Annotated in this window: 21 protein-coding genes, 2 tRNA genes and 1 pseudogene; 19 read left to right on the top strand and 5 right to left on the bottom strand. The window is 67.7% G+C overall.

Annotated elements, in window-relative coordinates; all coding sequences use genetic code 11:
• Position 1: 1 nt before the first annotated feature.
• Together ACIDOCELLA78_RS88790 and ACIDOCELLA78_RS88785 are read right to left on the bottom strand one after the other, a co-directional pair.
• Entirely contained in the window at positions 2 to 1,483 is a 1,482-nt protein-coding gene (locus ACIDOCELLA78_RS88790) for an NAD(P)-dependent oxidoreductase (RefSeq protein ID WP_201728668.1), read from the bottom strand.
• A 177-nt stretch (positions 1,484 to 1,660) separates the two neighbouring features.
• Complete coding sequence (locus ACIDOCELLA78_RS88785) at positions 1,661 to 2,611, bottom strand: complex I NDUFA9 subunit family protein (protein WP_201728667.1); 951 nt, start codon at positions 2,609 to 2,611, stop codon at positions 1,661 to 1,663.
• 152 nt (positions 2,612 to 2,763) lie between these two features.
• Between ACIDOCELLA78_RS88785 and ACIDOCELLA78_RS88780 the strand changes: the two genes are divergently transcribed.
• From ACIDOCELLA78_RS88780 to ACIDOCELLA78_RS88690, 19 genes and pseudogenes are all read left to right on the top strand, one after another.
• Positions 2,764 to 2,849 (top strand) — tRNA-Leu (locus ACIDOCELLA78_RS88780).
• A gap of 37 nt (positions 2,850 to 2,886) precedes the next feature.
• On the top strand, positions 2,887 to 3,543 hold the full coding sequence (locus ACIDOCELLA78_RS88775; RefSeq protein WP_201728666.1) for a ribonuclease D: 657 nt from the start codon (positions 2,887 to 2,889) through the stop codon (positions 3,541 to 3,543).
• 63 nt (positions 3,544 to 3,606) lie between these two features.
• Positions 3,607 to 4,632, top strand: a complete 1,026-nt coding sequence (locus tag ACIDOCELLA78_RS88770; protein ID WP_201728665.1) for an SIS domain-containing protein — start codon at positions 3,607 to 3,609, stop codon at positions 4,630 to 4,632.
• Positions 4,629 to 5,369 carry an LPS export ABC transporter periplasmic protein LptC gene (gene lptC, locus ACIDOCELLA78_RS88765; RefSeq protein ID WP_201728664.1) on the top strand — a complete coding sequence of 247 codons (741 nt, stop codon included), beginning with the start codon at positions 4,629 to 4,631 and terminating at the stop codon, positions 5,367 to 5,369. Before ACIDOCELLA78_RS88770 ends, lptC begins: the two co-directional genes overlap by 4 nt.
• Positions 5,366 to 6,346, top strand: coding sequence for an LptA/OstA family protein (locus ACIDOCELLA78_RS88760; RefSeq protein ID WP_201728663.1), 981 nt, complete (start codon positions 5,366 to 5,368; stop codon positions 6,344 to 6,346). Before lptC ends, ACIDOCELLA78_RS88760 begins: the two co-directional genes overlap by 4 nt.
• A complete protein-coding gene (gene lptB, locus ACIDOCELLA78_RS88755; protein WP_249675767.1) occupies positions 6,343 to 7,137 on the top strand; it encodes an LPS export ABC transporter ATP-binding protein in 795 nt (264 codons plus the stop codon). The genes ACIDOCELLA78_RS88760 and lptB overlap by 4 nt, the downstream gene beginning before the upstream one ends.
• Positions 7,138 to 7,260: 123 nt before the next feature.
• On the top strand, positions 7,261 to 7,914 hold the full coding sequence (locus ACIDOCELLA78_RS88750) for a 50S ribosomal protein L25/general stress protein Ctc (protein WP_201728662.1): 654 nt from the start codon (positions 7,261 to 7,263) through the stop codon (positions 7,912 to 7,914).
• Positions 7,915 to 7,932: 18 nt separating this feature from the next.
• Positions 7,933 to 8,511 carry an aminoacyl-tRNA hydrolase gene (gene pth / locus ACIDOCELLA78_RS88745; RefSeq protein WP_201728661.1) on the top strand — a complete coding sequence of 193 codons (579 nt, stop codon included), beginning with the start codon at positions 7,933 to 7,935 and terminating at the stop codon, positions 8,509 to 8,511.
• 1 nt (position 8,512) lies between these two features.
• Positions 8,513 to 9,607, top strand: coding sequence for a redox-regulated ATPase YchF (gene ychF / locus ACIDOCELLA78_RS88740; protein ID WP_201728660.1), 1,095 nt, complete (start codon positions 8,513 to 8,515; stop codon positions 9,605 to 9,607).
• A 15-nt stretch (positions 9,608 to 9,622) separates the two neighbouring features.
• A pseudogene (locus ACIDOCELLA78_RS88735) lies at positions 9,623 to 11,778 on the top strand (primosomal protein N').
• Positions 11,779 to 11,932: 154 nt separating this feature from the next.
• Complete coding sequence (locus ACIDOCELLA78_RS88730; RefSeq protein ID WP_201728659.1) at positions 11,933 to 12,526, top strand: F0F1 ATP synthase subunit delta; 594 nt, start codon at positions 11,933 to 11,935, stop codon at positions 12,524 to 12,526.
• Position 12,527: 1 nt separating this feature from the next.
• Positions 12,528 to 14,060, top strand: coding sequence for a F0F1 ATP synthase subunit alpha (gene atpA / locus ACIDOCELLA78_RS88725; RefSeq protein ID WP_201728658.1), 1,533 nt, complete (start codon positions 12,528 to 12,530; stop codon positions 14,058 to 14,060).
• Positions 14,061 to 14,076: 16 nt separating this feature from the next.
• Positions 14,077 to 14,967, top strand: coding sequence for a F0F1 ATP synthase subunit gamma (locus tag ACIDOCELLA78_RS88720; RefSeq protein ID WP_201728657.1), 891 nt, complete (start codon positions 14,077 to 14,079; stop codon positions 14,965 to 14,967).
• Between the two features lie 19 nt (positions 14,968 to 14,986).
• Positions 14,987 to 16,417, top strand: a complete 1,431-nt coding sequence (gene atpD / locus ACIDOCELLA78_RS88715; RefSeq protein ID WP_201728656.1) for a F0F1 ATP synthase subunit beta — start codon at positions 14,987 to 14,989, stop codon at positions 16,415 to 16,417.
• A 4-nt stretch (positions 16,418 to 16,421) separates the two neighbouring features.
• Positions 16,422 to 16,835 carry an ATP synthase F1 subunit epsilon gene (gene atpC / locus ACIDOCELLA78_RS88710; RefSeq protein WP_201728655.1) on the top strand — a complete coding sequence of 138 codons (414 nt, stop codon included), beginning with the start codon at positions 16,422 to 16,424 and terminating at the stop codon, positions 16,833 to 16,835.
• Positions 16,836 to 16,951: 116 nt separating this feature from the next.
• Complete coding sequence (locus ACIDOCELLA78_RS88705) at positions 16,952 to 18,463, top strand: malonyl-CoA decarboxylase (protein ID WP_201728654.1); 1,512 nt, start codon at positions 16,952 to 16,954, stop codon at positions 18,461 to 18,463.
• A gap of 69 nt (positions 18,464 to 18,532) precedes the next feature.
• Positions 18,533 to 20,482, top strand: a complete 1,950-nt coding sequence (gene shc / locus ACIDOCELLA78_RS88700; protein ID WP_201728653.1) for a squalene--hopene cyclase — start codon at positions 18,533 to 18,535, stop codon at positions 20,480 to 20,482.
• Between the two features lie 104 nt (positions 20,483 to 20,586).
• A tRNA-Leu gene (locus ACIDOCELLA78_RS88695) sits at positions 20,587 to 20,672 on the top strand.
• A 111-nt stretch (positions 20,673 to 20,783) separates the two neighbouring features.
• Positions 20,784 to 21,770 (top strand): site-specific integrase, encoded by a 987-nt coding sequence (locus ACIDOCELLA78_RS88690; protein ID WP_214006282.1) that lies wholly within the window; start codon positions 20,784 to 20,786, stop codon positions 21,768 to 21,770.
• A gap of 42 nt (positions 21,771 to 21,812) precedes the next feature.
• Here the strand turns inward: ACIDOCELLA78_RS88690 and ACIDOCELLA78_RS88685 are convergent, their stop codons facing one another.
• From ACIDOCELLA78_RS88685 to ACIDOCELLA78_RS88675, 3 genes are all read right to left on the bottom strand, one after another.
• Complete coding sequence (locus ACIDOCELLA78_RS88685) at positions 21,813 to 22,082, bottom strand: DUF7014 domain-containing protein (RefSeq protein ID WP_374223253.1); 270 nt, start codon at positions 22,080 to 22,082, stop codon at positions 21,813 to 21,815.
• A 58-nt stretch (positions 22,083 to 22,140) separates the two neighbouring features.
• Positions 22,141 to 23,820, bottom strand: a complete 1,680-nt coding sequence (locus tag ACIDOCELLA78_RS88680) for an IS1634 family transposase (RefSeq protein WP_201728633.1) — start codon at positions 23,818 to 23,820, stop codon at positions 22,141 to 22,143.
• Between the two features lie 130 nt (positions 23,821 to 23,950).
• Positions 23,951 to 24,712, bottom strand: coding sequence for an STM4504/CBY_0614 family protein (locus ACIDOCELLA78_RS88675; RefSeq protein ID WP_201728651.1), 762 nt, complete (start codon positions 24,710 to 24,712; stop codon positions 23,951 to 23,953).
• Between the last annotated feature and the right edge of the window lie 109 nt (positions 24,713 to 24,821).

Here is a 24,821-nt window from a genome sequence, read left to right as displayed (position 1 = left end):
ATCACTCCGCGGCGGAGGTCAGCGCGCCGTCGAGGCGCGCGGCGGTGGCGAGCGCGCCGTCGGGGCGCGCGGCGGCGGTTTCGAGATAGGCGTGCATGGCGTCGGCGGCATCGCGGCCGTCCTTGATCGCCCAGACGACGAGGCTGGCGCCGCGGACGATGTCGCCGGCGGCGAACACGCCGGGCAGCGCGGTCATGAAGCTCTTCGAATCGACCTTGAGCGTGCCCCAGCGGGTGAGCGCGAGGCCGGGCTCGTTGAACGCGCCGGGCAGATCCTCGGGGTCGAAGCCGAGCGCCTTGATGACGAGATCGGCCTCGATGGTGAAGTCCGAACCCGCGATCGGCTCGACGGTCTGCCGCCCGGAGGCATCGGCGAGGCCGAGATGCATCCGCACCGCCTTGACCGCGTTCACCCGCCCGGCGCCAACAAAGGCTTCCGGCGCGGAGAGCCAGGTGAACTCGACACCTTCATCGATCGCGTTCGCGACCTCGCGCGCCGAGCCGGGCATGTTGGCGCGGTCGCGCCGGTAGAGGCAGGTGACGGCGGCGGCGTCCTGGCGGATGGCGGTGCGGACACAGTCCATCGCCGTGTCGCCGCCGCCGATGACGACGACGCGCTTGCCAGCGGCGTTCAGTTCGCCCGAATCGTAGGCCGGCACCGCATCGCCCAGCCCCTTGCGGTTCGAGGCGATGAGATAGTCGAGCGCCGGGACCACGCCATCGAGCCCGGTGCCCGGCACGTCGATCTCGCGCGCCTTGTAGACGCCGGTGGCGACCAGCACCGCGTCGTAGCGCGCGCGCAGCCCGGCGAAGCTGACGGCGCCGCCGATATCCTCGTTCAGGTGGAAGTGGATGCCGCCCTCCTCGAGCCAGGCGCGCCGGCGGGCGACGATCTCCTTCTCCAGCTTGAAGCCGGGAATGCCGTAGATCAGCAGCCCGCCCACCCGGTCGTGCCGGTCATGGACATGCACCTGGTATCCCTTGCGCCGCAGCGCCTCGGCGGCGGCGAGGCCGGCCGGGCCGGCGCCGATGATGCCGACACTCTGCGCGCGCTCGCGCCGCGGGCGGATCGGCCGGACCCAGCCATTCTCGAAGGCGGTGTCGGTGATGTAGCGCTCGACCGCGCCGATGGTGACGCTCTCGAACCCCTTCTCGATGACGCAGTTGCCCTCGCACAGCCGGTCCTGCGGGCAGATGCGGCCGCAGATTTCGGGGAAGGTGTTGGTGGCGGCGGAAATCTCGTAGGCTTCCTCCAGCCGGCCCTCGGCCGAGAGTTTCAGCCAGTCGGGGATGTTGTTCCCCAGCGGGCAATGCACCTGGCAGAACGGAATCCCGCACTGGCTGCACCGGCTGGCCTGGGCCGCGGCGTCCTTCGGGTCGAAATCGCGATAGATCTCGCCGAAATCCTCGCGGCGCTCGACGGCCGCGCGCTTTTCCGGCGGCTGCTGCGCAAGACGCACGAATTGCTGCATGTGCTCGGTCATCGGCACAACTCCGTTCCGTGGATGGCTGTTTCACGGTGTCCCTAGCGCAGCGGAACGGAGAAGGCCAGCAATTTTTTGATATTATGACAGCATAGTTGCCGTATAATCGCGATTATCTGCCCTGCGCGGATTTCGGTCGGTGTTTATCCCGAAAATTTATGTCTCATTCGTGACCTATCACGCCTCGCCGCCCGTTGGCCGGCCGCCGCCCTGCCGGAACCGCCGCAGCAAGGCGGGCACGACGAGGTCGATCGGCGTCGGCACGATGCCCATGTCGGCGAGGGTGCGGGCGTTCCGCGCCACGACATTGTCGCGCCGGAGCAAGAGGAGCTGGTCGGTCGTCAGCAGCCGGCCGGGCAGGTGCTGGAGCACCGAGGCCTGTAGCCAGGCCGCCCAGCGCGGCACGCCGATGAGGGCGCGGTGATGGCCGGTCTCGGCGTTGATATAGGAGAGCAGGTCGCGGAAGCTGCGGATCTCGGGCCCGCCCAGCTCATAGGTCGCCCCGGCGAGTTCGGGACGCTCGATCGCGGCCATCACCGCGGCGGCGACGTCGCCGACATAGACGGGCTGGAATTTCGTCTCGCCCTCGATCACCGGCAGGACGGGAAGCTGCGCCGCCATCGCGCCGAAGCGGCCGAAGAATCCATCGCCCGGGCCGAAGACGATGGAGGGGCGCAGGATCGTCGCCGCCGGAAACGCCGCCCGCACCGCCGCCTCGCCCATGCCCTTGCTGCGCGCATACAGGCTCGCCGCCTTCGGATCGGCGCCGATCGCCGAGACCTGGACCAGCGCGCTCACCCCGGACTCCTGCGCGAGCCGGGCGATCCGCGCGGCGCCCTGGTGCTGCACGCGGTCGAAATCGCCGCGATGCCGCTCGGCCAGGATGCCGACGAGATTGACCACGCACGCCGCCCCCTCGATCGCGCGGCGCAGCGCTGCCTCGTTGTCGAGCGGCGCGTGCAGCGGCACGACCTGGCCGACATCGCCCAGCGGGCGGAGAAAGGCGCCGGCCTCGGTATCGCGCATCGCGGCACGGACGACCCAGCCGGCGGCGGCCAGGCGTTTCACGACATGGCGGCCGATGAAGCCGGAAGCGCCGAAAACCGTTGCAACCTTGCGCGATGCCATGAAGAACTCCTTTTCACTGGGCGCCTTCTGTTCGCATGACTGGCCCGCGCAAGACAACCGCCTCACGCGCGAAGGCGGATTGACGGCGGGGCGCCGCTTCGCTATTGCCCCTCCACCGAAGCGCGCCGGGTGGCGCGGTTCGCAGCCCCCTTGCCCAGGTGGCGGAATGGTAGACGCGCAGGTTTCAGGTACCTGTGGCCGCAAGGCTGTGGAAGTTCGAGTCTTCTCCTGGGCACCAACTCTCAATCTCCCGCTTGCGGGATCGTGATGGGCCGATGAGCCAGACCCAGTTTGCCGCCGGCGCCACCATCCATATTCATCGTCACGACCTGCCGGACGGGCTCGATCTGGGCCCGGTCGTCGCGGTCGACACCGAGACGATGGGGCTCGATCCGCGGCGCGACCGGCTCTGCCTCGTCCAGCTCTCGGCCGGCGACAATACCGCGCATCTCGTGCAGATCATCCCGCCATCGCTCGGCGGGCGCGGCGCCGATTGCCCGAATCTGAAGCGCCTGCTCGAACAGTCCGGCGTGACCAAGCTGTTCCACTTCGCCCGGTTCGACCTCGCGATGCTGTATCACGCGCTCGGCGTGACGACCGCGCCGGTGGTCTGCACCAAGATCGCCTCGAAGCTGGTCCGCACCTATACCGACCGGCACGGGCTGAAGGATCTCTGCCGCGATCTCGCCGGCATCGAGATTTCGAAGCAGCAGCAGACCAGCGACTGGGGCGCCGCCGACCTCACGCCGGAGCAATGCGCCTATGCGGCGTCGGACGTGCTGCATCTGCACGCGATCTGGGCCCGGCTGGAAGCGCTGCTGGTGCGCGAGGGACGGCGGGAGCTGGCCGAGGCGTGCTACCGGTTCCTGCCGGCGCGCGCGAAGCTTGACCTGCTCGGCTTCGAGGAGCCGGACATTTTCAGCCATCGCTGACAGCCGCGCCGCGTCGCGCGCGATCGTGTTGACCCGGCGCGGCGCATCGTCCCATACAGGACCATGACGAGCGGACAGACCATGCCTGTTGCCCCCTCCCGCGACGATGCCGCGCCCGCCCCGGATGAAGCCGCCGACCTCGCCATCGCGCGCGACGTGCTGGCCACCGAAGCCGCGGCGCTGACCGCGCTGGCCGGCACGCTGGGCGAGACCTTCGCCGCGGCGATCGGGCTGCTGGCCGGGATCGGCGGCCGCGTCGTCGTTACCGGCATGGGCAAGTCGGGGCATGTCGCCCGCAAGATCACCGCCACCCTCGCCTCCACCGGCACGCCGGCGCTGTTCGTTCACCCCGCCGAGGCGAGCCACGGCGATCTCGGCATGATCGTGCCGGGGGATGCGGTCATCGCGCTGTCCAATTCCGGGGAGGCCGCGGAGCTTGCCGACATCGTCTCGCATGTCCGCCGCTTCGCGCTGCCGCTGATCGCGATCACCAGCCGCGCCGCGAGCACGCTGGCGCGCGCCGCCGATCTCGTGCTGCTGCTGCCCACCGCCCCCGAGGCCGGGCCGATCGGCATGGCGCCGACCACCAGCACGACGATGCAGATGGCGCTCGGCGACGCCATCGCCGTCGCGCTGCTCGCCCGCCGCGGCTTCACCGCCGCCGATTTCGGCCTGTTCCACCCCGGCGGCAAGCTCGGCGCCCGGCTGCGGCGGGTGCGCGACCTGATGCATGAGGGCGACGAGGTGCCGCTCGCCGCGCCGGGCACGCGGATGGACCAGGCGATCCTGCTGATCACCGCGAAGCATTTCGGCTGCCTCGGCGTCGTCGACGGCGAGGGCCATCTGCTCGGCGTGGTGACCGATGGCGACCTGCGCCGCGCGATGGCGCCCGACCTGCTGGCGCGCGAGGTCGGCCAGGTGATGACCACCAGCCCGCGGGTGATCGGGCCGGACCGGCTCGCCGAGGAGGCGCTGCACGACATGACGGCGCTGACCCCCCGGGTGATGTCGCTGTTCGTGGTGGATGGCGCGCGCCGGGTGCTCGGCATCGTCCACATGCACGACCTGTTGCGGGCGGGTGTCGCGTGAACGCGGCGCGCACGCCGGACCGGCCCGGCGCGTCGCGGCCGCGCGGCGGGATGCGCGGGCGGTCCGAGGGGTTGTTCGCCACCCTCACCGCCTCGCGCGATCGCCAGCGCGCCGCCCTTGGCCGGCAGCGCCGCATCGTCGCCGCCGCGAAGGTCATCCTGCCGGCGCTCGCCGCCATCCTGCTCGTCGCCATCGTCATCTTTCCGGGCCTGCGCAGCGGCGCGCGGTTCGGCCGCATCACCTATCGCGAGCTGCCGGGCGGCAGCGCCGCCGCGCTGTCGCGGCTGACCGGCGCGCAATATCGCGGCATCGACGCGCGGGGCGAGAAATTCACCATCACCGCCCGCCACGCGGTCCAGAGCGGGGGCGACCGGCTCGACCTCGACCGGCCGAAAGGCGACATCACGACCCGCAGCGGCTCGTGGTTCATGCTCGACGCGAAGAGCGGCGTCTATCACCAGAAATCCCAGCGTCTCGACCTTGCCGGCAAGGTCACGCTCTATCGCGCCGACGGCACCACCATGCGCACGCGCCGTGCCACGATCGACATCAAGGCCGGCGTCGCCACCGGCAAGACGCCGGTTTCCGCCTATGGTCCGTTCGGCACGCTGACCGCGGCGGATGGCTTCGTCGCCCGCAATCACGGCCAGACCGTGACCTTCAGCGGCCCCTCGCACCTCGTGCTCGACCAGGCGAATCTTTCATCACCTCCCGGACAGGACGGAAGCGGCTCATGATCGTGCAGGCCCGGCGCGCCGCGGCGCTGCTCGTTCTCGTCGCCCTGCCCGGCGCGGCCGCCGCGCAGTCGCTCGGCTTCGGCGCGACCGGCGGCCAGCCGACGCCGATCGACATCACCGCGCAGAACGGCATCGCGTGGAACCAGAAGACGCGGATCGTCACCGCCAGCGGCAAGGCCAAGGCGGTGCGCGGCACGGTGACGGTGACGGCCGACCAGCTCGTCGCGCAGTACAGCCCGGCCCCGGCGGGCGGCGGCAAGCCGGCGGCGGCGCCCCAAGGCACGCCGGCTACCGGCCTCGCCGGGCTCGATTCGGGCGCCTCGCAGATCACCCGGCTGGAGGCGGTCGGCCATGTTCACATCTTCACCGCGACGGAGCAGGCTTTCGGCGATCGCGCGGTCTATCACATGAGCCGGCACGAGCTGGTGCTGACCGGCCACGGGCTCAGGCTGGTGACGCCGAGCGAGACCGTCACCGCGACCCGCGCCCTGCAATACTGGTCCGACGCGCGCAAGGCGGTCGCCATCGGGGATGCCAGGGTGGTGGGCAAGGATGGCCGCACGGTCACCGCCGATCGGCTGACCGGCTATTTCGCGCCCGCCGCCCCGGCAGCGGCCGGCGCCCCGTCCGCTGCCGGGGCGCCACCCTCAGCCGCGCAGACCGACGCCAGCAAGCTGCGCAAGGTGGTGGCGGAGGGGCATGTGGTGGTGACCACGCAAAGCGACGTCGCGACCGGCGATCACGGCGTCTATCATCCGGCGAGCGGCATCGCGGTGCTGACCGGCAATGTGCACATCACCCACGGCCCCAACGAACTCGCCGGCCAGACCGCGCGGATCAACATGAAGACCGGCATCGCGACGCTGGTCTCCCGCCCGGGGCAACGGGTCGAGGGGCTGATCATTCCCGACAGCACGCAGACGCGGCCGGCCGGCGCCGCGAAATCGCCGCATTCGGGCGCGAAGGCGGCGCCATGAAGGAACAGCTTCGCGTCATCCCGGGCGGCATCGCGGCGGCGCCGGGCGGCACGCCGGCCGCCGCCGCCGAGCACGGGCTCGTCGCCCGCGGGCTTGGCAAGAGTTTCCGCAAGCGCCCCGTGGTGCGCAATGTCTCGGTGACGCTGCGGCGGGGCGAGGCGGTCGGCCTGCTCGGGCCGAACGGCGCCGGCAAGACCACCACATTCTACATGATCGTCGGGCTGATCCAGCCGGATACCGGCTCGATCCTGCTGGATGGCGCCGACATCTCCACCCTGCCGATGTATCGCCGCGCGCGGCTCGGCATCGGCTACCTGCCGCAGGAGGCGAGCGTGTTCCGCGGCCTCACGGTGGAGCAGAACATCACCGCGGCGCTGGAAGTGGTGGAGGCCGATCCGGACCGGCGCGAGGCGATGCTGGACGATCTGCTGGCCGAGTTCGGCATCTCGCATCTGCGCCGCACCCCGGCGCTTGCCCTGTCCGGCGGCGAACGCCGCCGCGTCGAGATCGCCCGCGCGCTGGCGACCGGGCCGAGCTACATCCTGCTCGACGAGCCGCTGGCGGGGATCGACCCGATCGCGGTCGGCGAGATTCGCGACATGGTGGCCCAGCTCAAGCAGCGCGGCCTCGGCGTCGTCATCACCGACCACAATGTCCGCGAGACGCTGGAAGTGATCGACCGCGCCTATATCCTGCACGAGGGCCATGTGCTGATGGAGGGCGTGCCCGACGAGGTGGTGGCGCATCCCGAGGTCCGCCGCGTCTATCTCGGCGACCGCTTCATGCTCTGACCCCGCCGCGCGGATGGCGCGCATGCGGCGGCAAAACTTGTCAGGCCGGCTGCGATGGGGTAGGCGAACCGGTGCCGGCACCCCTGGAGGCCGGTTTTTTTCATTGAGTTCATGGAGCGAAGAATGGCCAAGTTCGAGACCATTGCGGCCGAGGATCGCGCGCGGGCCGGCAAGGGGGTGGCGCGGGCGACACGGCGGGCCGGCAAGGTGCCGGCGGTGATTTACGGCGCGAAGCAGGAACCCTCCCTGATCGCGCTCGACCCGCGCATCGTGCTGCGCGAGATGAAGCGCGGCGGCTGGCGCTCGCGCCTCTACGAGATCGAGACCGCTTCGGGCAAGGCCCGCGCGCTGATGCGCGACATCCAGCTGCATCCGGTCACCGACCAGCCCGAGCACGTCGACTTCCAGCGCCTCGCGGCGGGCGAGCCCGTGCGCGTCGCGGTCAACGTCAACTTCCTCAACGAGCTGATCTCGGTCGGCATGAAGCGCGGCGGCGTGCTGAACATCGTGCGCCACGCGGTGGAGGTGATGTGCGACCCGGATCACATCCCCGATCATTTCGAGGCGGATCTCGGCCCGCTGGACATCAACGACAACATCCGCTGGTCCGACCTCAAGGGCATCGGCGTTGCGAAGCCGACCATCACCGACCGTGACTTCGTGATCGCGACGATCGCGCCGCCGACCGTGGTGGCCGAGGCAGCACCCGCCGAAGGCGCCGCGGCAGCGCCGGCCAAGGGCGCTGCCAAGGGCGCTGCCAAGGGCGGCAAGAAGTAATATCGCGGACCCCTCGCCATGAAGCTGTGGGTCGGCCTCGGCAATCCCGAACCCGGGATGGCACGGAACCGTCACAATATCGGCTTCATGGCGATCGACGTGATCGCCGACCGCCACGGTTTCGCGCCGTGGCGGAAGCGCTTTTCCGGCCTGGTGAGCGAGGGCAGCATCGGCGGCGAGAAGATCGTCGCTCTCAAGCCGCTGACCTACATGAACGAGTCGGGCCGCGCGGTGCAGCCGGCCGGCGCGTTCTTCAAGCTGCCGCCGGACGCCATCACCGTGTTTCATGACGAGCTCGACCTCATCCCCGGCAAGGTGCGGGTGAAGCGCGGCGGCGGCGCGGCGGGACATAACGGGCTGCGCAGCATCGACCGCACGCTCGGCACCCAGGAGTACTGGCGCGTGCGGCTCGGCATCGGCCATCCGGGCGACAAGGCGCGGGTGCATGGCCATGTGCTCGGCAATTTCGCGAAGACGGACGAGGACTGGCTGGTCGTCACGCTCGAAGCGGTCTCTGACGCCGCCCCCCTGCTCGCCGCCGGCAAGCCGGAAGATTTCATGACGAAAGTCGCCCTCCTGACCAAGGACACCGCCTGAGATGGGTTTCAACTGCGGCATCGTCGGCCTGCCCAATGTCGGCAAGTCGACCCTGTTCAACGCGCTGACCGCGACCGTCGCGGCGCAGGCGGCGAATTATCCGTTCTGCACGATCGAGCCGAATGTCGGCCGCGTCGCCGTGCCCGACCCCAGGATCGACGTGCTGGCGAAGATCGGCAAGTCGGTGAGGACCGTGCCGACCAGCCTCGAATTCGTCGATATCGCCGGCCTCGTGCGCGGGGCGGCGAAGGGCGAGGGACTCGGCAACCAGTTCCTCGCCAATATCCGCGAGGTCGACGCCATCATCCACGTGCTGCGCTGCTTCGAGGATGACGACATCACCCATGTCGAGGGGCATATCGACCCGCTGCGGGATGCCGACACGGTGGAGACCGAGCTGATGCTGGCCGATCTCGAAAGCTTGCAGAAGCGCGTGCCCAACCTGCAGAAGAAGGCGCGCGGCAACGACCGCGCCGCCGCCGCCGAACTGGCGCTGATCGAGCCGTTGCTCAAGGTGCTGGAGGACGGAAGGCCGGCCCGGACCGCGATTCCGGCCGGCGAGGAAGAGGCGGTGCGCCGGCTGCAACTGCTCACCGCGAAGCCGGTTCTCTATGTCTGCAATGTCGAGGAAGCCTCGGCCGCGACGGGCAACGCGCAGTCGGCGCGGGTTGCCGAGATGGCGGCGGCGCAGGGGGCGGCGCATGTGATCGTCTCCGCCGCGATCGAGGCCGAGGTGGCGCAGCTTCCCGCCGGCGAGCGCGAGGAGTTCCTCGACGGGCTGGGACTCGCCGATTCCGGGCTCGACCGGGTGATCCGCGCCGGCTACGAGCTGCTGGGGCTGATCACCTATTTCACCTGCGGCCCGAAGGAGACCCGCGCCTGGACGATCACCCGCGGCACCGCCGCCCCCGCCGCGGCGGGCGTGATCCACGGCGATTTCGAGCGCGGCTTCATCGCCTGCGAAACCATCGCCTATGACGACTATGTCGCCTGCAATGGCGAGGCCGGGGCGCGCGAGGCGGGCAAGCTGCGAATCGAGGGGCGCAACTATATTGTCGCCGATGGCGACGTTCTGCTGTTCCGCTTCAACGTCTGACCCGGCCCGCGCCTGATGGCGCTGGTCTCGATCCTGCTGCCCTACGCGTTCGACGCCGCCTTCACCTATGAGGTGCGCGCGGGCGCGCCGGCGCCGGGTGCCGTGGTGACCGTGCCGCTCGGCCGGCGCATCGTGCATGGCGTGGTGTGGGACGACGCGCCGGAGCCGGACATCGCGCCGGGCCGGCTGAGGCCGGTTCAGGCGCTTGTCGCCACCCCTGCCCTGCCGGGAACGCTGCGCCGCTTCATCGACTGGGTCGCGCAGTACACGATGGCGCCGCGCGGCGAGGTGCTCGCCCTCGCCCTGAAAACCGGGCTGCTCGACCCGCCCGCCCCCCGCGCCGGCTGGGCGGCGGGCGCCGCACCGGCCGGGCGGATCACCGCGGCACGGCAGCGCGTGCTGGATGCGCTGGCGACACTCGACCGCCCGAGCACCGCCGAACTCGCCGCCGCCGCCGGCGTCGGCGCCGCCGTGGTGCGCGGCCTTGCCGATGCCGGGATGCTGCGCCCCGCGGCGCGGGAGCGGCCCGTTGCGGCGCCCGATCCCGACCACGCGCCGCCCGCGCTGTCGGCGGCGCAGGAGGACGCCGCATCCGCCCTGCGCGCCTCGGTCGCGGCGCGGCGGTTCGAGGTCACGCTGCTCGAAGGGGTGACCGGCGCGGGGAAGACCGAAGTGTTCTGCGAGGCCATCGCGGCCTGCCTGCGGGAGGGGCGGCAGGCGCTGGTGCTGGTGCCGGAAATCGCGCTTTCCGCCCAGTTCGCCGCGCGCTTCGCCGCCCGGTTCGGCGCGGCGCCGACGCTGTGGCATTCCGGCCTGACGCCGGCGACCCGCCGCGCCAGTTACCACGCGGTCGCGAGCGGCGCGGCGAGGCTGGTGCTCGGCGCCCGCTCGGCGCTGTTCCTCCCTTCGCCGATCCCGGGCTGATCGTGGTCGATGAGGAGCACGAGGCCGCCTACAAGCAGGAGGACGGCGTGACCTATCACGCGCGCGACATGGCGGTGGTGCGCGGGCGGATCGCCGGCTGCGCCGTCATCCTCGCCTCCGCCACGCCGAGCCTCGAATCGGCGGTGAACGCCGAAACCGGGCGCTACCGCCACATCACCCTCGCCGCCCGGCATGGCGGCGCGCGGCTGCCGGCGATCGAGGCGATCGACCTGCGCGCCGCCCCGCCGGCGCGCGGGCGATTTCTCTCTCCGGTGCTGGCCGAAGCGCTGGAGGCCACGCTGGACGGCGGCGGCCAGGCGATGCTGTTCCTCAACCGCCGCGGCTATGCGCCGCTCACCCTCTGCCGTGGCTGCGGGCACCGGCTCACCTGCCCGAACTGCACCGCCTGGCTCGTGGAACACCGCCGGCCGGGCCATCTGCTCTGCCATCATTGCGGCCACGCGGCGCAGGTGCCCGCCAAATGCCCCGAATGCGCGGCGGAGCAGAGTTTCGTTCCGATCGGCCCCGGCGTGGAGCGCATCGCCGAGGAAGTCGCCGAGCTGTTCCCCGCCGCCCGCACCATTCTGATGGCGAGCGACGCGATCACCACCGCCGAACAGGCCGAGGCGGCGCTGCGCGCGATCGTCGCCCACGAGATCGATCTCGTGATCGGCACGCAGATGATCGCCAAGGGCTGGCACTTTCCCGACCTCGTGCTGGTCGGCGTGGTCGATGCCGATCTCGGCCTTGGCGGCGGCGATCTGCGCGCCGGCGAGCGCAGCGCGCAGCTGCTGCACCAGGTCGCCGGCCGCGCCGGGCGCGGGCGGCTGCCCGGGCGGGTGCTGCTGCAGACCTACGCGCCGGAGCATCCGGTGATGCGCGCGCTGGTCGGCAACGATCTCGCCGGGTTCCGCCGCGCCGAGGCGGAGCTGCGCGCGCCGGGAAACTGGCCGCCCTTCGGCAGGCTCGCCGCGCTGATCGTCAGCGCCGACGAGGCCGGCATCGCGGATGCGGCCGCGGCCGCCCTCGCCCGCACCCAGCCGCAGGCGGGCGTGCAGGTGCTCGGTCCCGCGCCCGCGCCCTTCGCCATGCTGCGCGGCCGGCACCGCCGCCGCCTGCTGCTGCGCGCCGCGCGCGGGGTTGCGGTGCAGACGGTGCTGCGCGACTGGCTGGCCCGCGCCCGCGCCGGGGGGCTGCCCCGCGCCGCACGGGTCGATATCGACGTCGATCCGATCTCATTCCTGTGAGCGCATGCGTTGCGCGGCATGGGGTCGTATGCTACTGGCGCGCATCGCTTGAAAAAGCGCACGGAAAGGTGTGTCCGCATTCCGGCTGACGGGGCGTGGCGAATCAATCCGGGGTTGAAACGCAAGAACTGAGATCGAAGGCAGGGTCATACTGGTGTCGTCCGCCGTTTCCGCATCGCCGCAAGCCATTTCCCCCCAGCAGGATCGTGCGTCCGGCCTGTCCGTCCGCTATGCGCGGGCGCTGTACGAGCTGGCCGATGAACGCAAGGTTCTCGACGCCGTCGTCTCCGAAATGGCGGCGCTCGGCCAGCTCTTCGCCGAAGACCCGTCGCTGCGCCGCCTGATCGGCAGCCGCGCGATCGACATGCGCGAGGCCGGGCGGGCGATGGAGGCGGTGCTCGCCAGCCAGGGCGTATCCGACCTCGTCCGCAATTTCATCGGCACCGCCATCGCCAATCGCCGCCTTGCCGAGCTGCCGGCGCTGCTCGCGGGTTTCGCGGCCTATGTCGCCGGGAAGCGCGGCGTGGTCGCGGCCGACATCGCCTCGGCGCATCCGCTCACCGACACCCAGCGCGCCCAGCTCACCGCCCGCCTCGCCGAGGCCGGCTACGGGCGCGTCACCATCCGTGAAACGGTCGACCCCTCGCTGCTGGGCGGGTTGACCGTGCGGATCGGATCGAAGCTTTACGACACCAGTTTGAAATCGCGCCTGCAACGCCTGCGCCATGTGATGAAGGGAGCCGCCTGATATGGAGATCCGCCCCGCCGAAATCTCCGAGATCCTCAAGAAGCAGATCGCGAGCTTCGACACCGAGACGGATGTGGCCGAGACCGGCCAGGTCCTGTCCGTCGGTGACGGCATCGCGCGCGTGTTCGGCCTGGCCAATGTGATGGCCGGCGAGATGGTCGAGTTCCCGAACGCCGGCGTTCAGGGCATGGCGCTGAACCTCGAGAACGACAATGTCGGCGTCGTCGTGTTCGGCGACGACAAGGCGATCCGCGAGGGCGACACCGTCACCCGGACCCGCCGCATCGTCGACGTGCCGGTTGGCAAGGGGCTGCTCGGCCGCGTGGTCGACGCGCTTGGCAACCCGATCGACGGCAAGGGCCCGATCGAGGCGACCGAGCGCCGCCTGGTCGAGACCAAGGCGCCGGGCATCATTCCGCGCAAGTCGGTCCATGAGCCGATGCAGACCGGCATCAAGTCGATCGACGCGCTGATCCCGATCGGCCGCGGCCAGCGCGAGCTGGTCATCGGCGACCGCCAGACCGGCAAGACCGCGATCATCGTCGACACCTTCATCAACCAGAAGCCGCTGAACGCGCAGGATGACGAGAGCAAGAAGCTCTACTGCATCTATGTCGCGGTCGGGCAGAAGCGCTCCACCGTGGCGCAGCTGGTGCGGACGCTGGAGGAAAACGGCGCGATGGAATACTCCATCGTCATCGCCGCGACCGCCTCCGAGCCGGCGCCGATGCAGTTCCTCGCCCCCTATACGGGGTGCGCGATGGGCGAGTATTTCCGCGACAACGGGATGCACGCGCTGATCGTGTTCGACGATCTGTCGAAGCAGGCGGTGGCGTATCGCCAGATGTCGCTGCTGCTGCGCCGCCCGCCGGGACGCGAAGCCTATCCGGGCGACGTGTTCTACCTGCATTCGCGCCTGCTGGAGCGCGCGGCGAAGATGTCCGACGAGTTCGGCGCCGGCTCGCTGACCGCGCTGCCGGTCATCGAGACCCAGGCGGGCGACATTTCGGCCTATATTCCGACCAACGTGATCTCGATCACCGACGGGCAGATCTTCCTTGAGACCGAACTGTTCTTCAAGGGTATCCGCCCGGCGGTGAATGTCGGCAACTCGGTCTCGCGCGTCGGCTCCGCCGCGCAGATCAAGGCGATGAAGCAGGTCGCCGGCAAGATCAAGCTCGACCTCGCGCAGTATCGCGAGATGGCGGCCTTCGCGCAGTTCGCCTCGGATCTCGACGCCTCGACCCAGAAGCTGCTCGCCCGCGGCGCGCGCCTGACCGAGCTGCTGAAGCAGCCCCAGTTCAAGCCGCTGCCGGTCGAGGAGCAGGTCGTGTCGATCTTCGTTGGCACCCGCGGCTATCTCGACGAGGTGCCGGTGAACCGCATCGGCGATTTCGAGGCGCAGCTGATCTCGGAGATGAAGGCGCGCTCGCCGGAGATTCTCGACTCGATCCGCAACGATCGCGAGATCAAGAAGGAGACCGAGGCGAAGCTCATCGAGTTCGTCAAGTCCTTCGCGTCCAGCTTCGCGTAAGGGGCGCTCGGCACAGATGGCCAGCCTGAAAGCCCTCAGGAACCGGATCTCCAGCGTCAAGTCGACGCAGAAGATCACCAAGGCGATGAAGATGGTCGCCGCCGCCAAGCTGCGCCGCGCCCAGGCGCAGGCCGAGGCGGCGCGGCCCTACGCCACGAGGATGGCCGCGATGATGGGCGCCCTCGCCGAGGGCGCGGCGGACAACCCCAACGCGCCGGCGCTGCTCGTCGGCAACGGGGCGGACCGCACGCATCTCATCGTTGTCGTCACCGCCGATCGCGGCCTTGCCGGCCCGTTCAACTCCTCGATCAACCGCGCCGCCCGGGCGCGGGTGCGCAAGCTCGAGGCGGAGGGCAAGCGGGTCCGTCTGTTCACGGTGGGCCGCAAGGGGCGCGATTTCTTCCGCCGCGACATGCGCGAGAAGATCATCGGCGAGGCGAATTTCGTCGGCAAGAAGACGATCGAGTTCGCCGACGCCGAGGCGATCGCGCAGCAGATCGTCGCCGCGTTCGAGGGCGGCGCGTTCGATATCTGCACGCTGATGTTCAACCGCTTCGTCTCGGTGATGTCGCAGGTGCCGAGCGAAACGCCGCTGATCCCGGCGAGCGCCGGCCAGGCCGCGAACGACAATGCCGGGGCGGGCCAGCACGCCGGCTATTACGAGATCGAGCCGGATGACGGCACGCTGCTCGACCGTCTGCTGCCGCGCAATCTCGCGGTGCAGATCTACAGCGCGCTGCTCGAATCCGCCGCCGGCGAACAGGGCGCGCGCATGACCGCGATGGACAATGCGACGCGCAATGCGGGCGAGATGATCAACCGTCTCACGCTGAACTACAACCGCACCCGTCAGGCGAATATCACCAAGGAACTGATCGAGATCATTTCCGGCGCGGAAGCGCTCTGAGGTCTAGGGAATTACGCATATGGCAAAGAACGTTACCGGCCGCATCACGCAGATCATGGGCCCCGTGGTCGACGTGCAGTTCGAGGGCGAGCTGCCCTACATCCTCAACGCGCTGGAAACCAAGGTGGGCGACCGCCGGCTGGTGCTCGAAGTGGCGCAGGAAATCGGCGAGCGCACCGTTCGCTGCATCGCGATGGACAGCACCGACGGCCTCGCGCGCGGCGATGAGGTGCGCGACACCGGCGAGGCGATCGCCGTGCCGGTCGGCCCCGAAACCCTCGGCCGCATCCTCAACGTGATCGGCGAGCCGATCGACGAGCGCGGGCCGATTCCGACCACCCGCACCGCGCCGATCCACCGCCAGGCGCCGAGCTTCGACGAGCAGGCGACCTCGGCCGAGATCCTCGTCACCGGCATCAAGGTCGTCGACCTGCTCGCGCCGTACCTGAAGGGCGGCAAGATCGGCCTGTTCGGCGGCGCCGGCGTGGGCAAGACCGTGCTCATCCAGGAGCTGATCAACAACATCGCCAAGGGCCACGGCGGCGTTTCGGTGTTCGCCGGGGTTGGCGAGCGCACCCGCGAGGGCAACGACCTTTATCACGAGATGATCGATGCCGGCGTGATCAAGCTGGGCGACAACACCACCGAGGGCTCCAAGGTGGCGCTGGTCTATGGCCAGATGAACGAGCCGCCGGGGGCGCGCATGCGCGTCGGCCTCTCCGGCCTGACCATGGCGGAATATTTCCGCGACGAGGAAGGCCAGGACGTGCTGTTCTTCGTCGACAACATCTTCCGCTTCACCCAGGCGGGCGCCGAGGTTTCGGCGCTGCTCGGCCGCATTCCCTCCGCGGTGGGCTACCAGCCGACGCTCGCGACCGACATGGGCGCGCTGCAGGAGCGCATCACCTCGACCAAGAAGGGCTCGATCACCTCGGTCCAGGCCATCTACGTTCCCGCCGACGACCTCACCGACCCGGCGCCGGCGACCTCGTTCTCGCATCTTGACGCGACGACGACGCTGAACCGCGCCATCGCGGAAAAGGGCATCTATCCGGCGGTCGACCCGCTGGACAGCACCTCCCGCGCGCTCGACCCGCGCATCGTCGGCGAGGAGCACTACAACGTCGCCCGCGAGGTGCAGCGCATCCTGCAGAGCTACAAGTCGTTGCAGGACATCATCGCGATCCTGGGCATGGACGAGCTTTCGGAAGACGACAAGCTCACCGTCGCCCGCGCCCGCAAGATCGAGCGCTTCCTCTCGCAGCCGTTCCATGTCGCCGAAGTGTTCACCGGCTCGCCGGGCATTTTCGTCGCGGTGGAGGACACGGTGCGCAGCTTCAAGGCGATCTGCGCCGGCGAATACGACCACCTGCCGGAAGCGGCCTTCTACATGGTCGGCACCATCGAGGACGCGGTGAAGAAGGCCGAGTCCCTGAACGCGACGGCCTGATCCCATGACCGTCGCGCTCGAAATCATCAGCCCGGAGCGGCTCCTGCTCGCCCGCCCGGTCAGCATGGTGGTGATCCCCGGCACCGAGGGCGACCTCGGTGTCCTGCCGGGCCATTCGCAGATGATCACCTCGCTGCGCGGCGGCCTGATCGATCTCTACGAGGACGAGAAGCTGGTCGACCGGTTCTTCGTCTCCGGCGGCTTCGCCCAGATCACCGAGGAACGCTGCACCGTTCTCGCCGACGCGATCGTGAAGCTGGCCGAACTCGACCCGCTGAAGGCCGCTGACGAACTCGCGGCGGCCGAGGCGGCCTGGCGCGAGGCCGACGAGGCGGACGAGGCCGGCTGGCGCGCCGCCTCCGACCGGCTGATCACCGCGCAGGCGCGGGTCGACGCGCTCGCCGCCCAAAACGCCTGATTTCCCGCGCGCCCCGGTTTCCCGCCTGGCGGCGATCGGGTATCCTGTATTCACGTTCCTGAGACCGGCGCACGGTTTCAGGAACGGAAGACACCGACCCGCGCAGGAGTGCCGCGATGCCCGCCACCGCCCCGGTTCCGCACGACCGCCCCAACCGCTCCTGGCTCGAACGGCTCTGGTCGTCGATCGCCGAACACGGGCGGGTGTTCGTCAATCTTCCCAACGACGATCTTCCCTCGCGCGAGCGCGCCGAATTGCTGGCGGATGCGCTGCTCGGCGGCCGGGGCGAGGCCTCGGGCGCGGCACTCGCCGCAGCACTGCTCGGCGCGCTGCGCCGGCTCGCCCCGCATGACCGGCTGGTCTTCTGCGATTTTCTCGCCACCGGCTTCGAGCCCGATCCCGAACGCCTGCACCGCGCCGCCCGCGCCTATCTCGACACGCCGGACGCCGCCACCGCCGCCGCGCTGGCCACCGCCGCCGAGCCGCCGCGGCAGGAATTGCTGCGGCGGATGAACATGGCGCCCGGCGGCACCGGCGCGCTGGTGGACATGCGGCGGGAAGTGCTGGCCGCGCTGCCGAAGCAGCCGAGCCTCGCGCCGCTCGATTCGGATTTGCGGCATCTGTTCGCCTCGTGGTTCAACCGCGGCTTCCTCGAACTCCGCCGGATCGACTGGCGCACGCCGGCCTTCGTGCTGGAAAAGCTCATCGCCTATGAGGCGGTGCATGAGATCCAGGGCTGGGACGATCTGCGCCGCCGCCTCGCGCCGGATCGGCGCTGCTTCGCCTTCTTCCACCCGGCTTTGCCCGACGAGCCGCTGATCTTCGTCGAGGTCGCGCTGGTCAAGGGGCTGGCGGAAGCGATCGGGCCGCTGCTCGCCCCCGCAGCCGACGACGATGCGGCCGAGCACGCCCAGCAGGACGCCGCATCGCGGGCGAATACCGCGATCTTCTATTCGATCTCGAATTGCCAGGAAGGGTTGCGCGGCATTTCATTCGGCAATTTCCTGATCAAGCAGGTCGTCGCCGAGTTGCAGGCGGAACTGCCCAACCTGCGGAAATTCTCCACCCTGTCGCCGGTTCCGGGCCTGCGCCGGGCGATTCGCGCCGTGCTGGATTCGCCCCCTGCCCCGCTGCTCGCCAGCGAGGAACGCGAGGCGATCGGCCGCGCGATCGGCGCCGCTCCGATCGGCGATGCCACCGGCGAGGGCGACGCCAATCTGCTGAAATCGGTGCTGGAGGATCGGCCCTGGTGGACCGATTCCGGCCTTGCGGCGGCGCTGCGCGGACCGCTGCTGCGGCTCGCGGCGCTCTATCTCACTGGCGCCTGGCGCGAAAGCGGCATTCCGGCCGCCGGCCGCGCCGATCCGGTGGCGCGGTTCCATCTCGGCAACGGCGCGCGGCTCGAACGGATCAACTGGCTCGGCAACACCAGCAGCCGCGGCATTTCGGAATCCTTCGGCGTGATGGTGAATTACCTCTACGACCCGGATGCGATCGAGGCGCGCCACGAAGCCTATCTGCGTGACGGCACGGTGGCCCGGGCCACGGCGGTCGACCAGTTGCTGGCGCCGCCGAGCCAGTCCTGGCTCGCCCGCCGCACCCGCGGCCTGATCGCCGCCGAGGGGTAGGGGCGCATCCGGCCGGCCAACCGGATGGTGCTCTAGGCGTGGAGCGGCGAAATCGCCTATAGGGAGGCGATGTTCGATACGATGTCCATCGATTTCGCCGCCCTCGATCAGGCCATCGGCCGCGCGCATGCGCGGCTGTCGGCCGAGCAGCGGGCTGACGGCCACTATGTCTATGAGCTTGAGGCGGACGCGACGATCCCCGCGGAATATGTCCTGCTCGAACATTTCCTCGACCGGATCGACCCCGCGCTTGAGGCGCGGATCGGTGTGTTCCTGCGCGGCATCCAGGGAGATTCGCCGCAGAACCCCGGCGGCTGGCCGCTGTTTCATGACGGGGCGATGGATCTCTCGGCCAGCGTGAAGGCCTATTTCGCGCTGAAGGCGATCGGCGACGACCCCGAGGCGCCGCATATGCGCCGCGCCCGCGAGGCGATCCTCGCCCGTGGCGGGGCGGCGCGCACCAATGTCTTCACCCGCATCCAGCTCGCTTTGTTCGGCGCCGTGCCCTGGCGGGCCTGCCCGGTCATGCCGGTCGAGATCATGCTGCTGCCGGACTGGTTTCCGATCACGATCTGGAAGATCAGCTACTGGTCGCGCACCGTCATCGCACCGCTGCTGGTGCTGCTCACCGAGCGCCCGGTCGCCCGCAACCCGCGCAATGTGCGGATCGACGAGCTGTTCGTCACCCCGCCGGACGAGGTGACCGACTATATTCGCGGCCCCTATCGCTCGAACTGGGGCTATCTGTTCAAGGCGATCGATTCGGCGCTGCGCCCGCTGGAGCGGCATTTCCCCGCCCGCTCCCGCAAACGCGCGATCCAGGCGGCGATCGACTTCATCACCCCGCGCCTGAACGGCGAGGACGGGCTCGGCGCCATCTACCCGGCCATGGCCAACACGGTGATGATGTATCACACGCTCGGCTACAGCCCCGAGCATCCGGATTACGCGACGGCCTGGGCCTCGGTCCGCAAGCTGGTCACCGACGCGTCCTATCGATTCGAGGGGGCAAGCTACGTGCAGCCTTGCCTGTCGCCGGTCTGGGACACATCGCTCGCCGCCCACGCGCTGGCCGAGGCCGGCAGCGCCGGCGATGCGGACCTCGCCGCCGCCTGCGACTGGCTGATCCCCCGCCAGGTTCTCGACGTGAAGGGGGACTGGGCCTATCGCAAGCCGGACGCCCCGCCCGGCGGCTGGGCCTTCCAGTACAACAATGCCCATTACCCCGACGTGGACGACACCGCCGTGGTCGGCATGATCCTCGACCGCAACGGCGATCCCGCCCATCGCGAGGCGGTGGAACGCGCCCGGCAGTGGATTCTCGGCATGCAGAGCCGCTCCGGCGGCTGGGGCGCCTTCGATTCGGACAACGAGTTCCACTACCTGAACCACATTCCCTTCGCCGATCATGGCGCCCTGCTCGACCCGCCGACGGCGGATGTCACCGCGCGGTGCGTCTCCTTCCTCGCCCAGCTCGGCCATGAAGAGGACCGCCCGGCGATCGATCGCGGCGTCGGCTATCTGCGCCGCGAGCAGGAGAAGGACGGTTCCTGGTTCGGCCGCTGGGGCACCAATTACATCTATGGCACGTGGTCATCGCTCTGCGCGCTGAACGCCGCCGGCGTGCCGAGGGACGACCCGATGATGGTTCGCGCCGTCGAATGGCTGCTCGCCCGCCAGCGCGCCGATGGCGGCTGGGGCGAGGATTGCGAGTCCTATGCCCACGCGAAGCCTGGCGAATATCACGAGAGCCTGCCCTCGCAGACCGCCTGGGCGCTGCTCGGCCTGATGGCCGCCGGCTACGCGACGCACGAGGCCGTGGCCCGCGGCATCGCCTGGCTGCAATCGGTGCAGGAGGAGGACGGCTCCTGGACCGAACAGCCTTATAACGCGGTCGGGTTTCCGCGCGTGTTCTACCTGCGCTATCATGGCTATCCGCGGTTCTTTCCGCTGATGGCGATGGCGCGGTATCGCAACCTCGCCCGCGGCAACAGCCGGCAGGTGCAGTTCGGATTCTGAGCTGCCCGCCCGGCGCTTGCCCGCACTGCGCTTGCGCAACCTGCACTTGCCCATCCGGCGCTTGCCCGACTCAGCGCGGCCGTGGCAGGAGAAGAATCCACCGTGCGGATGTGGCGGAACGGTAGACGTAGCAGACTTAAAATCTGTTGTCCGACAGGACGTGGGGGTTCAAGTCCCCCCATCCGCACCAAAATAAGATAATAAAAACAATGCTTTATGCCGTTGTCCCAAAATCTTTTGACTTTGGGACTTATTTTATGGGACAATCTCGGGACACTGAGCGATTTCCGGGACACTGATAATGGCGACGATCACAAATCGGGACGGCAGATGGCAGGCTAAGATCAGGCGACAGGGCTACCCGCCACAGAGCCGTACTTTCATGCGCCAGGCAGACGCCGAGGCATGGGCGCGTAAGGTGGAGCGCGAAATGGACACCGGCGCTTGGCGGGACACCAGCGAAGCCGAGAGGGTAACACTCGGGGAAGGTCTATCACGCTGGCGTGATGAGGTGCTGCCTGATCTGGCTCCGAGCAGCCAGATCGCTGACGGCAATCGAATCTCGCTGCTCCTGCGGTATCCTATCGCCAAGATATCGCTGGCGCGGCTCAGGTCGGCTGACCTCGCGGATTTCATTCGGGAAAGGCGGGCCGAAGGCGTATCAGCAAATACCGTCCGGCTTGATCTTGCTCAGATAAGCCGAGTTTTTCGCACGGCCCAGGAATCCTGGGCAATGGAAGGCTTACCAAATCCTGTAAGAGCACTCGGACGGAGCAAGCCCCGCGTTTCAGGCGGACGAGAAAGGCGGCTGGGGCCTGGCGAAGAAGAACGGCTGCTGGAAGCGGCAGGCCCGGCGTTCAGTCAGGTCATCCGGTTCGCTTTGGCTACATGTGCCAGGCGCGGGGAGATCGCGGGACTGACATGGAAACATGTAAACATGTCAAATCGGACGATGCGGCTGGTCGATACAAAAAATGGAACGGACAGATCGGTGCCACTTTCAACAGCGGCGATGGCTGTCTTAGAAAATCTTCCACGGCACATCGACGGCTCTGTCTTTGGGATGACAGAGATGCAGATCACGAAGATCATGAGGCGTGTGACAAAAAATGCGGGCATCGACGGCCTGACTTTTCATGACCTCCGCCATGAGGCCATCTCACGTCTATTTGAGCGGACTAGGCTGACTGAGCGCCAAATCGCTCAAATCAGCGGTCATAAAACTGCGCAGATGCTGTGGCGTTATGCACATCTTCGGGTTGATGATCTGGTCGAGGCGATCGGGTAGAAGGCCGACACCGACGGCAAAACGTAATACTAATAATAAGCATTACTTGTTCTTGGCGGCCTCAGTGATAAACACGATTTTGCAGGCTGCTAGATGAAGGGCGTAGGCTGCGATGTAATCTGGTACGGCTTTTGGCTTTGCACCCTGACCATGAGAAGCGTCATTATCCCTGATCTTCGGCAAGCCACTTTGTAATGTCGCAACTAGCTGGTCGAAGCTATTGTCAAGATAATCAGGCCAAAGCCTATTTCCCTTGGCTACCTTGACCCGACTTGAACAGCGACCTGAAAATAGTCCAATGAAAACAGCCATGTATTGTGGGCGCGTGGTTTCTTAGCACCACACCCTGCGGCTTTCGGGAGGATTTGGATCAGGAAGCGGATGCGTCTCGCACGTTGGCTGGCAGGGCGACGCCGGCGGCCTTGAAGATCGGCCCGATCGAGTTGGTTGCTGGGGTGCGCAGGACGATCTGCTGCCCGCGCTTGCTGATGGTGACCTCCTGGAGGCGGTCGAGATCACGCAGGAGATCGGCCCATTCGACGCGCTTGCCGGCCCGGCGGAGTTTTTCGTCGAGCGCCTGGTGCAGGATCAGCGCGAGGAACGAGCAGAAGACGTGGCCGCGGATGGCGGCGTCGGAGGAATGGTAGATTGGCCGGGTGCGCATTGTCGCCTTCGCGACACGGAACAGCCGTTCGACATTCTGCAGGTCCCGGTAGCGGATCACCGCCTGCAGCGGTGAAATCCGGGCGTTGGAGCGCAGCACGAAGACGCCGTCGAAGCGGGCTTCCTCGGCGAGCTTGCCGGCGTCGATCTCGAACAGCTTGTGCTTGCGGCCGGGCTTTGCGTCACTGACCGGGCGCAGGAAGCGGCGATAGGCGGAGTTGCCGATCAGCGCCTTATCGCCGCGCGTCAGCTGACGATCGAGGGCGGCGACCACCTTGCGCCTGGTCTCGGCCTCTTCGATGGCCACCGCCTCGTTGCGGCAGACGATATAGCGCTTGCCCGCGACCTTGACCTCCTTGATGAAGAGCTGGGTCTCGTCGCCACCGGCGCGCTCGAGGCAGAGCGGGGTGTAGGGGCGCTCATCGGCCAGCACCACCTCGCCGCGGACGATGCGGTCGGTGCGTTCCCTTGCGCCGAGCACGTATTCCAGCCCGCGCTCCTCCAGCGCGGCGATCGTCGCGGCACTGATCATGCCGCGATCGGCGACGACGCAGACCCGGCCGATGCCGAAGCGCGACCGCAGGCGGTCGATCACCGGCACCAGCACCGAGACATCGGCGGTGTTTCCTGGCCACATCTCGGTGCAGATTGGCCTTCCGTCCTGATCGATCACCACGCCGAGGATCATCTGCGCGAGCTGTGGGCGGTAATCCTTGGAGTGGCCCCGCGCGCCCAGCGTCTCGCCGCCGGCACCTTCGAAATACAGCGAGGTGGTGTCCATGAACACGACCGAGAGGTCGGTGAACAGATCATGCCGTCGGGCGAAGAGACGCTCTTCCACCAGATCCTTCACCGTCCGTGGCGCAAAGGGCGTGGCATCCCCCTGTTCCTCGTCCGGCAGCTCTTCGCCGAGCCAGGCCATGGCGCGGTAGAGGTGATGCAGGCCGAGCTCCTCGGTGCCGGGAATGTCGTAATCCTCGAGCCATTTGTCGCAGGCGCGATCCGAGCCCGAGACCATGATCCGGTGGAGCACGGTGGCGAACACCGCGCGCTCGACCGGGAACTCGAACTGCCGCCCGGCCAGCAGCTCCTCGAACACAGCAGCGATCCCGCTCTCCTGCCACAGTCGGCCGAACAACAGCGGCGCGCCGATCCGCTTGCAGCTCAGCCCGTCCGGATTGCCTGCCGCCAGCTGGGCCAGGACCGAGGCACGGTCGGCATAGCGCGCGATCGAGGCGGCGAGGCGGTCGAGACCTCCATCGGCCAGGACGACTTCCTTCCGGCCCAGGTTCTTGATGATGCGCTGCTTGCTGCGCCCGTCCTCACGGACGCTCTCGACCAGATAAAGGTAGCTGTAGCCGTTGATTCGCTTCTCGCGCACGAACATGCCGAATTGGCAGCCGAAAACCAATCATAAATCAAGTTAAAAGAAGCAATTTACGCAATTATTTAGCACCACGTTTTTGCAAAATCCCGACGTGCCTACGAAAATCTCGAGTGAAATCAAAGATCTCAACTTACGATACCGTATCGTTCCGGGTTTGACTGTTTAAGTCGGGCTTGACAAGATCAGAGATTCGAGCCCCCTTGCTGTAATCCCATCCTTTTTGATCAAAAATAGCTTTAAACGTGCTTTCCAAAGCATTGGCGGCCATAGAAACAGCTTGGCGGTATTCTCCCGCCCGATAATATTGGTGGGCAGATAAGAACTCCTGCATCGGCCCATCAAAACCTCTGCTAGAAAGCAAAGCCAGGGCAGGTTTAACCACCTCGGCATGGACGAACTGGCTATCCACGCGAATAAGATTACCACCTTCGACCTGATATCCTACCCCAGCCTGTCGAAGCCGGTAGTTTATCTCGTTGATGGCATCTTCAGCGGAAACTGAAACACTCCATAGTTGTCGAAAAGACCTAAATTCGCCGCCTCCAGCAATCCGGATAGATTTGGCGATCAATTCAAGAAGGTCGAGCCATTCTTCAGTGGTGCAATTTCGCATAAAAAGCAAAATACGCTCGCCTGCGAAGCGTTCGTGGGCGAGGCGGTCCACACCCATCTCACGCCGGTATATGGTTTCGATTTGCAACCAAAATTCGTTGTCTTTGTCAAAATTTATCAGGTTGTCGCCGGACTTACCAACAAAGCCTATGGCTTGAAGTGCGATCTGCTCAGTTTGAACCCGGAGCTTTGGGGGGATGATGGTGTACTGATACACATCAGCCTGGCCCGACCTAGCCGCGTCGGCTTGACGCTTGGAGAACAAATCAACGATTAGCATGAACCGCCTCTGTTTCTGGTCTGATTATTTGGGTTTTCGAAAATTCAAAATCCAAATTAGATATAAAAAATTTACCAGTATTCCAACCCATGACAAGAACAGACTTTCA

This window comes from Acidocella sp. C78 (assembly GCF_907164655.1).
Note: the sequence above shows the minus strand (reverse complement) of the source record. Positions and strands in the feature narration are given on the sequence as shown.

Bases quoted from the DNA above. Each gene is read 5' to 3' on its own strand.
- shc (WP_201728653.1), top strand. From the start codon at position 18,533: ATGTTCGATACGATGTCCATCGATTTCGCCGCCCTCGATCAGGCCATC.
- ACIDOCELLA78_RS88750 (WP_201728662.1), top strand. From the start codon at position 7,261: ATGGCCAAGTTCGAGACCATTGCGGCCGAGGATCGCGCGCGGGCCGGC.
- ACIDOCELLA78_RS88770 (WP_201728665.1), top strand. From the start codon at position 3,607: ATGACGAGCGGACAGACCATGCCTGTTGCCCCCTCCCGCGACGATGCC.
- ACIDOCELLA78_RS88680 (WP_201728633.1), bottom strand. From the start codon at position 23,820: ATGTTCGTGCGCGAGAAGCGAATCAACGGCTACAGCTACCTTTATCTG.
- ACIDOCELLA78_RS88690 (WP_214006282.1), top strand. From the start codon at position 20,784: ATGGCGACGATCACAAATCGGGACGGCAGATGGCAGGCTAAGATCAGG.
- ACIDOCELLA78_RS88675 (WP_201728651.1), bottom strand. From the start codon at position 24,712: ATGCTAATCGTTGATTTGTTCTCCAAGCGTCAAGCCGACGCGGCTAGG.
- ACIDOCELLA78_RS88685 (WP_374223253.1), bottom strand. From the start codon at position 22,082: ATGGCTGTTTTCATTGGACTATTTTCAGGTCGCTGTTCAAGTCGGGTC.
- pth (WP_201728661.1), top strand. From the start codon at position 7,933: ATGAAGCTGTGGGTCGGCCTCGGCAATCCCGAACCCGGGATGGCACGG.
- atpA (WP_201728658.1), top strand. From the start codon at position 12,528: ATGGAGATCCGCCCCGCCGAAATCTCCGAGATCCTCAAGAAGCAGATC.
- atpD (WP_201728656.1), top strand. From the start codon at position 14,987: ATGGCAAAGAACGTTACCGGCCGCATCACGCAGATCATGGGCCCCGTG.
- ACIDOCELLA78_RS88760 (WP_201728663.1), top strand. From the start codon at position 5,366: ATGATCGTGCAGGCCCGGCGCGCCGCGGCGCTGCTCGTTCTCGTCGCC.
- ACIDOCELLA78_RS88720 (WP_201728657.1), top strand. From the start codon at position 14,077: ATGGCCAGCCTGAAAGCCCTCAGGAACCGGATCTCCAGCGTCAAGTCG.
- ACIDOCELLA78_RS88790 (WP_201728668.1), bottom strand. From the start codon at position 1,483: ATGACCGAGCACATGCAGCAATTCGTGCGTCTTGCGCAGCAGCCGCCG.
- ACIDOCELLA78_RS88705 (WP_201728654.1), top strand. From the start codon at position 16,952: ATGCCCGCCACCGCCCCGGTTCCGCACGACCGCCCCAACCGCTCCTGG.
- ACIDOCELLA78_RS88785 (WP_201728667.1), bottom strand. From the start codon at position 2,611: ATGGCATCGCGCAAGGTTGCAACGGTTTTCGGCGCTTCCGGCTTCATC.
- ychF (WP_201728660.1), top strand. From the start codon at position 8,513: ATGGGTTTCAACTGCGGCATCGTCGGCCTGCCCAATGTCGGCAAGTCG.
- ACIDOCELLA78_RS88775 (WP_201728666.1), top strand. From the start codon at position 2,887: ATGAGCCAGACCCAGTTTGCCGCCGGCGCCACCATCCATATTCATCGT.
- atpC (WP_201728655.1), top strand. From the start codon at position 16,422: ATGACCGTCGCGCTCGAAATCATCAGCCCGGAGCGGCTCCTGCTCGCC.
- lptB (WP_249675767.1), top strand. From the start codon at position 6,343: ATGAAGGAACAGCTTCGCGTCATCCCGGGCGGCATCGCGGCGGCGCCG.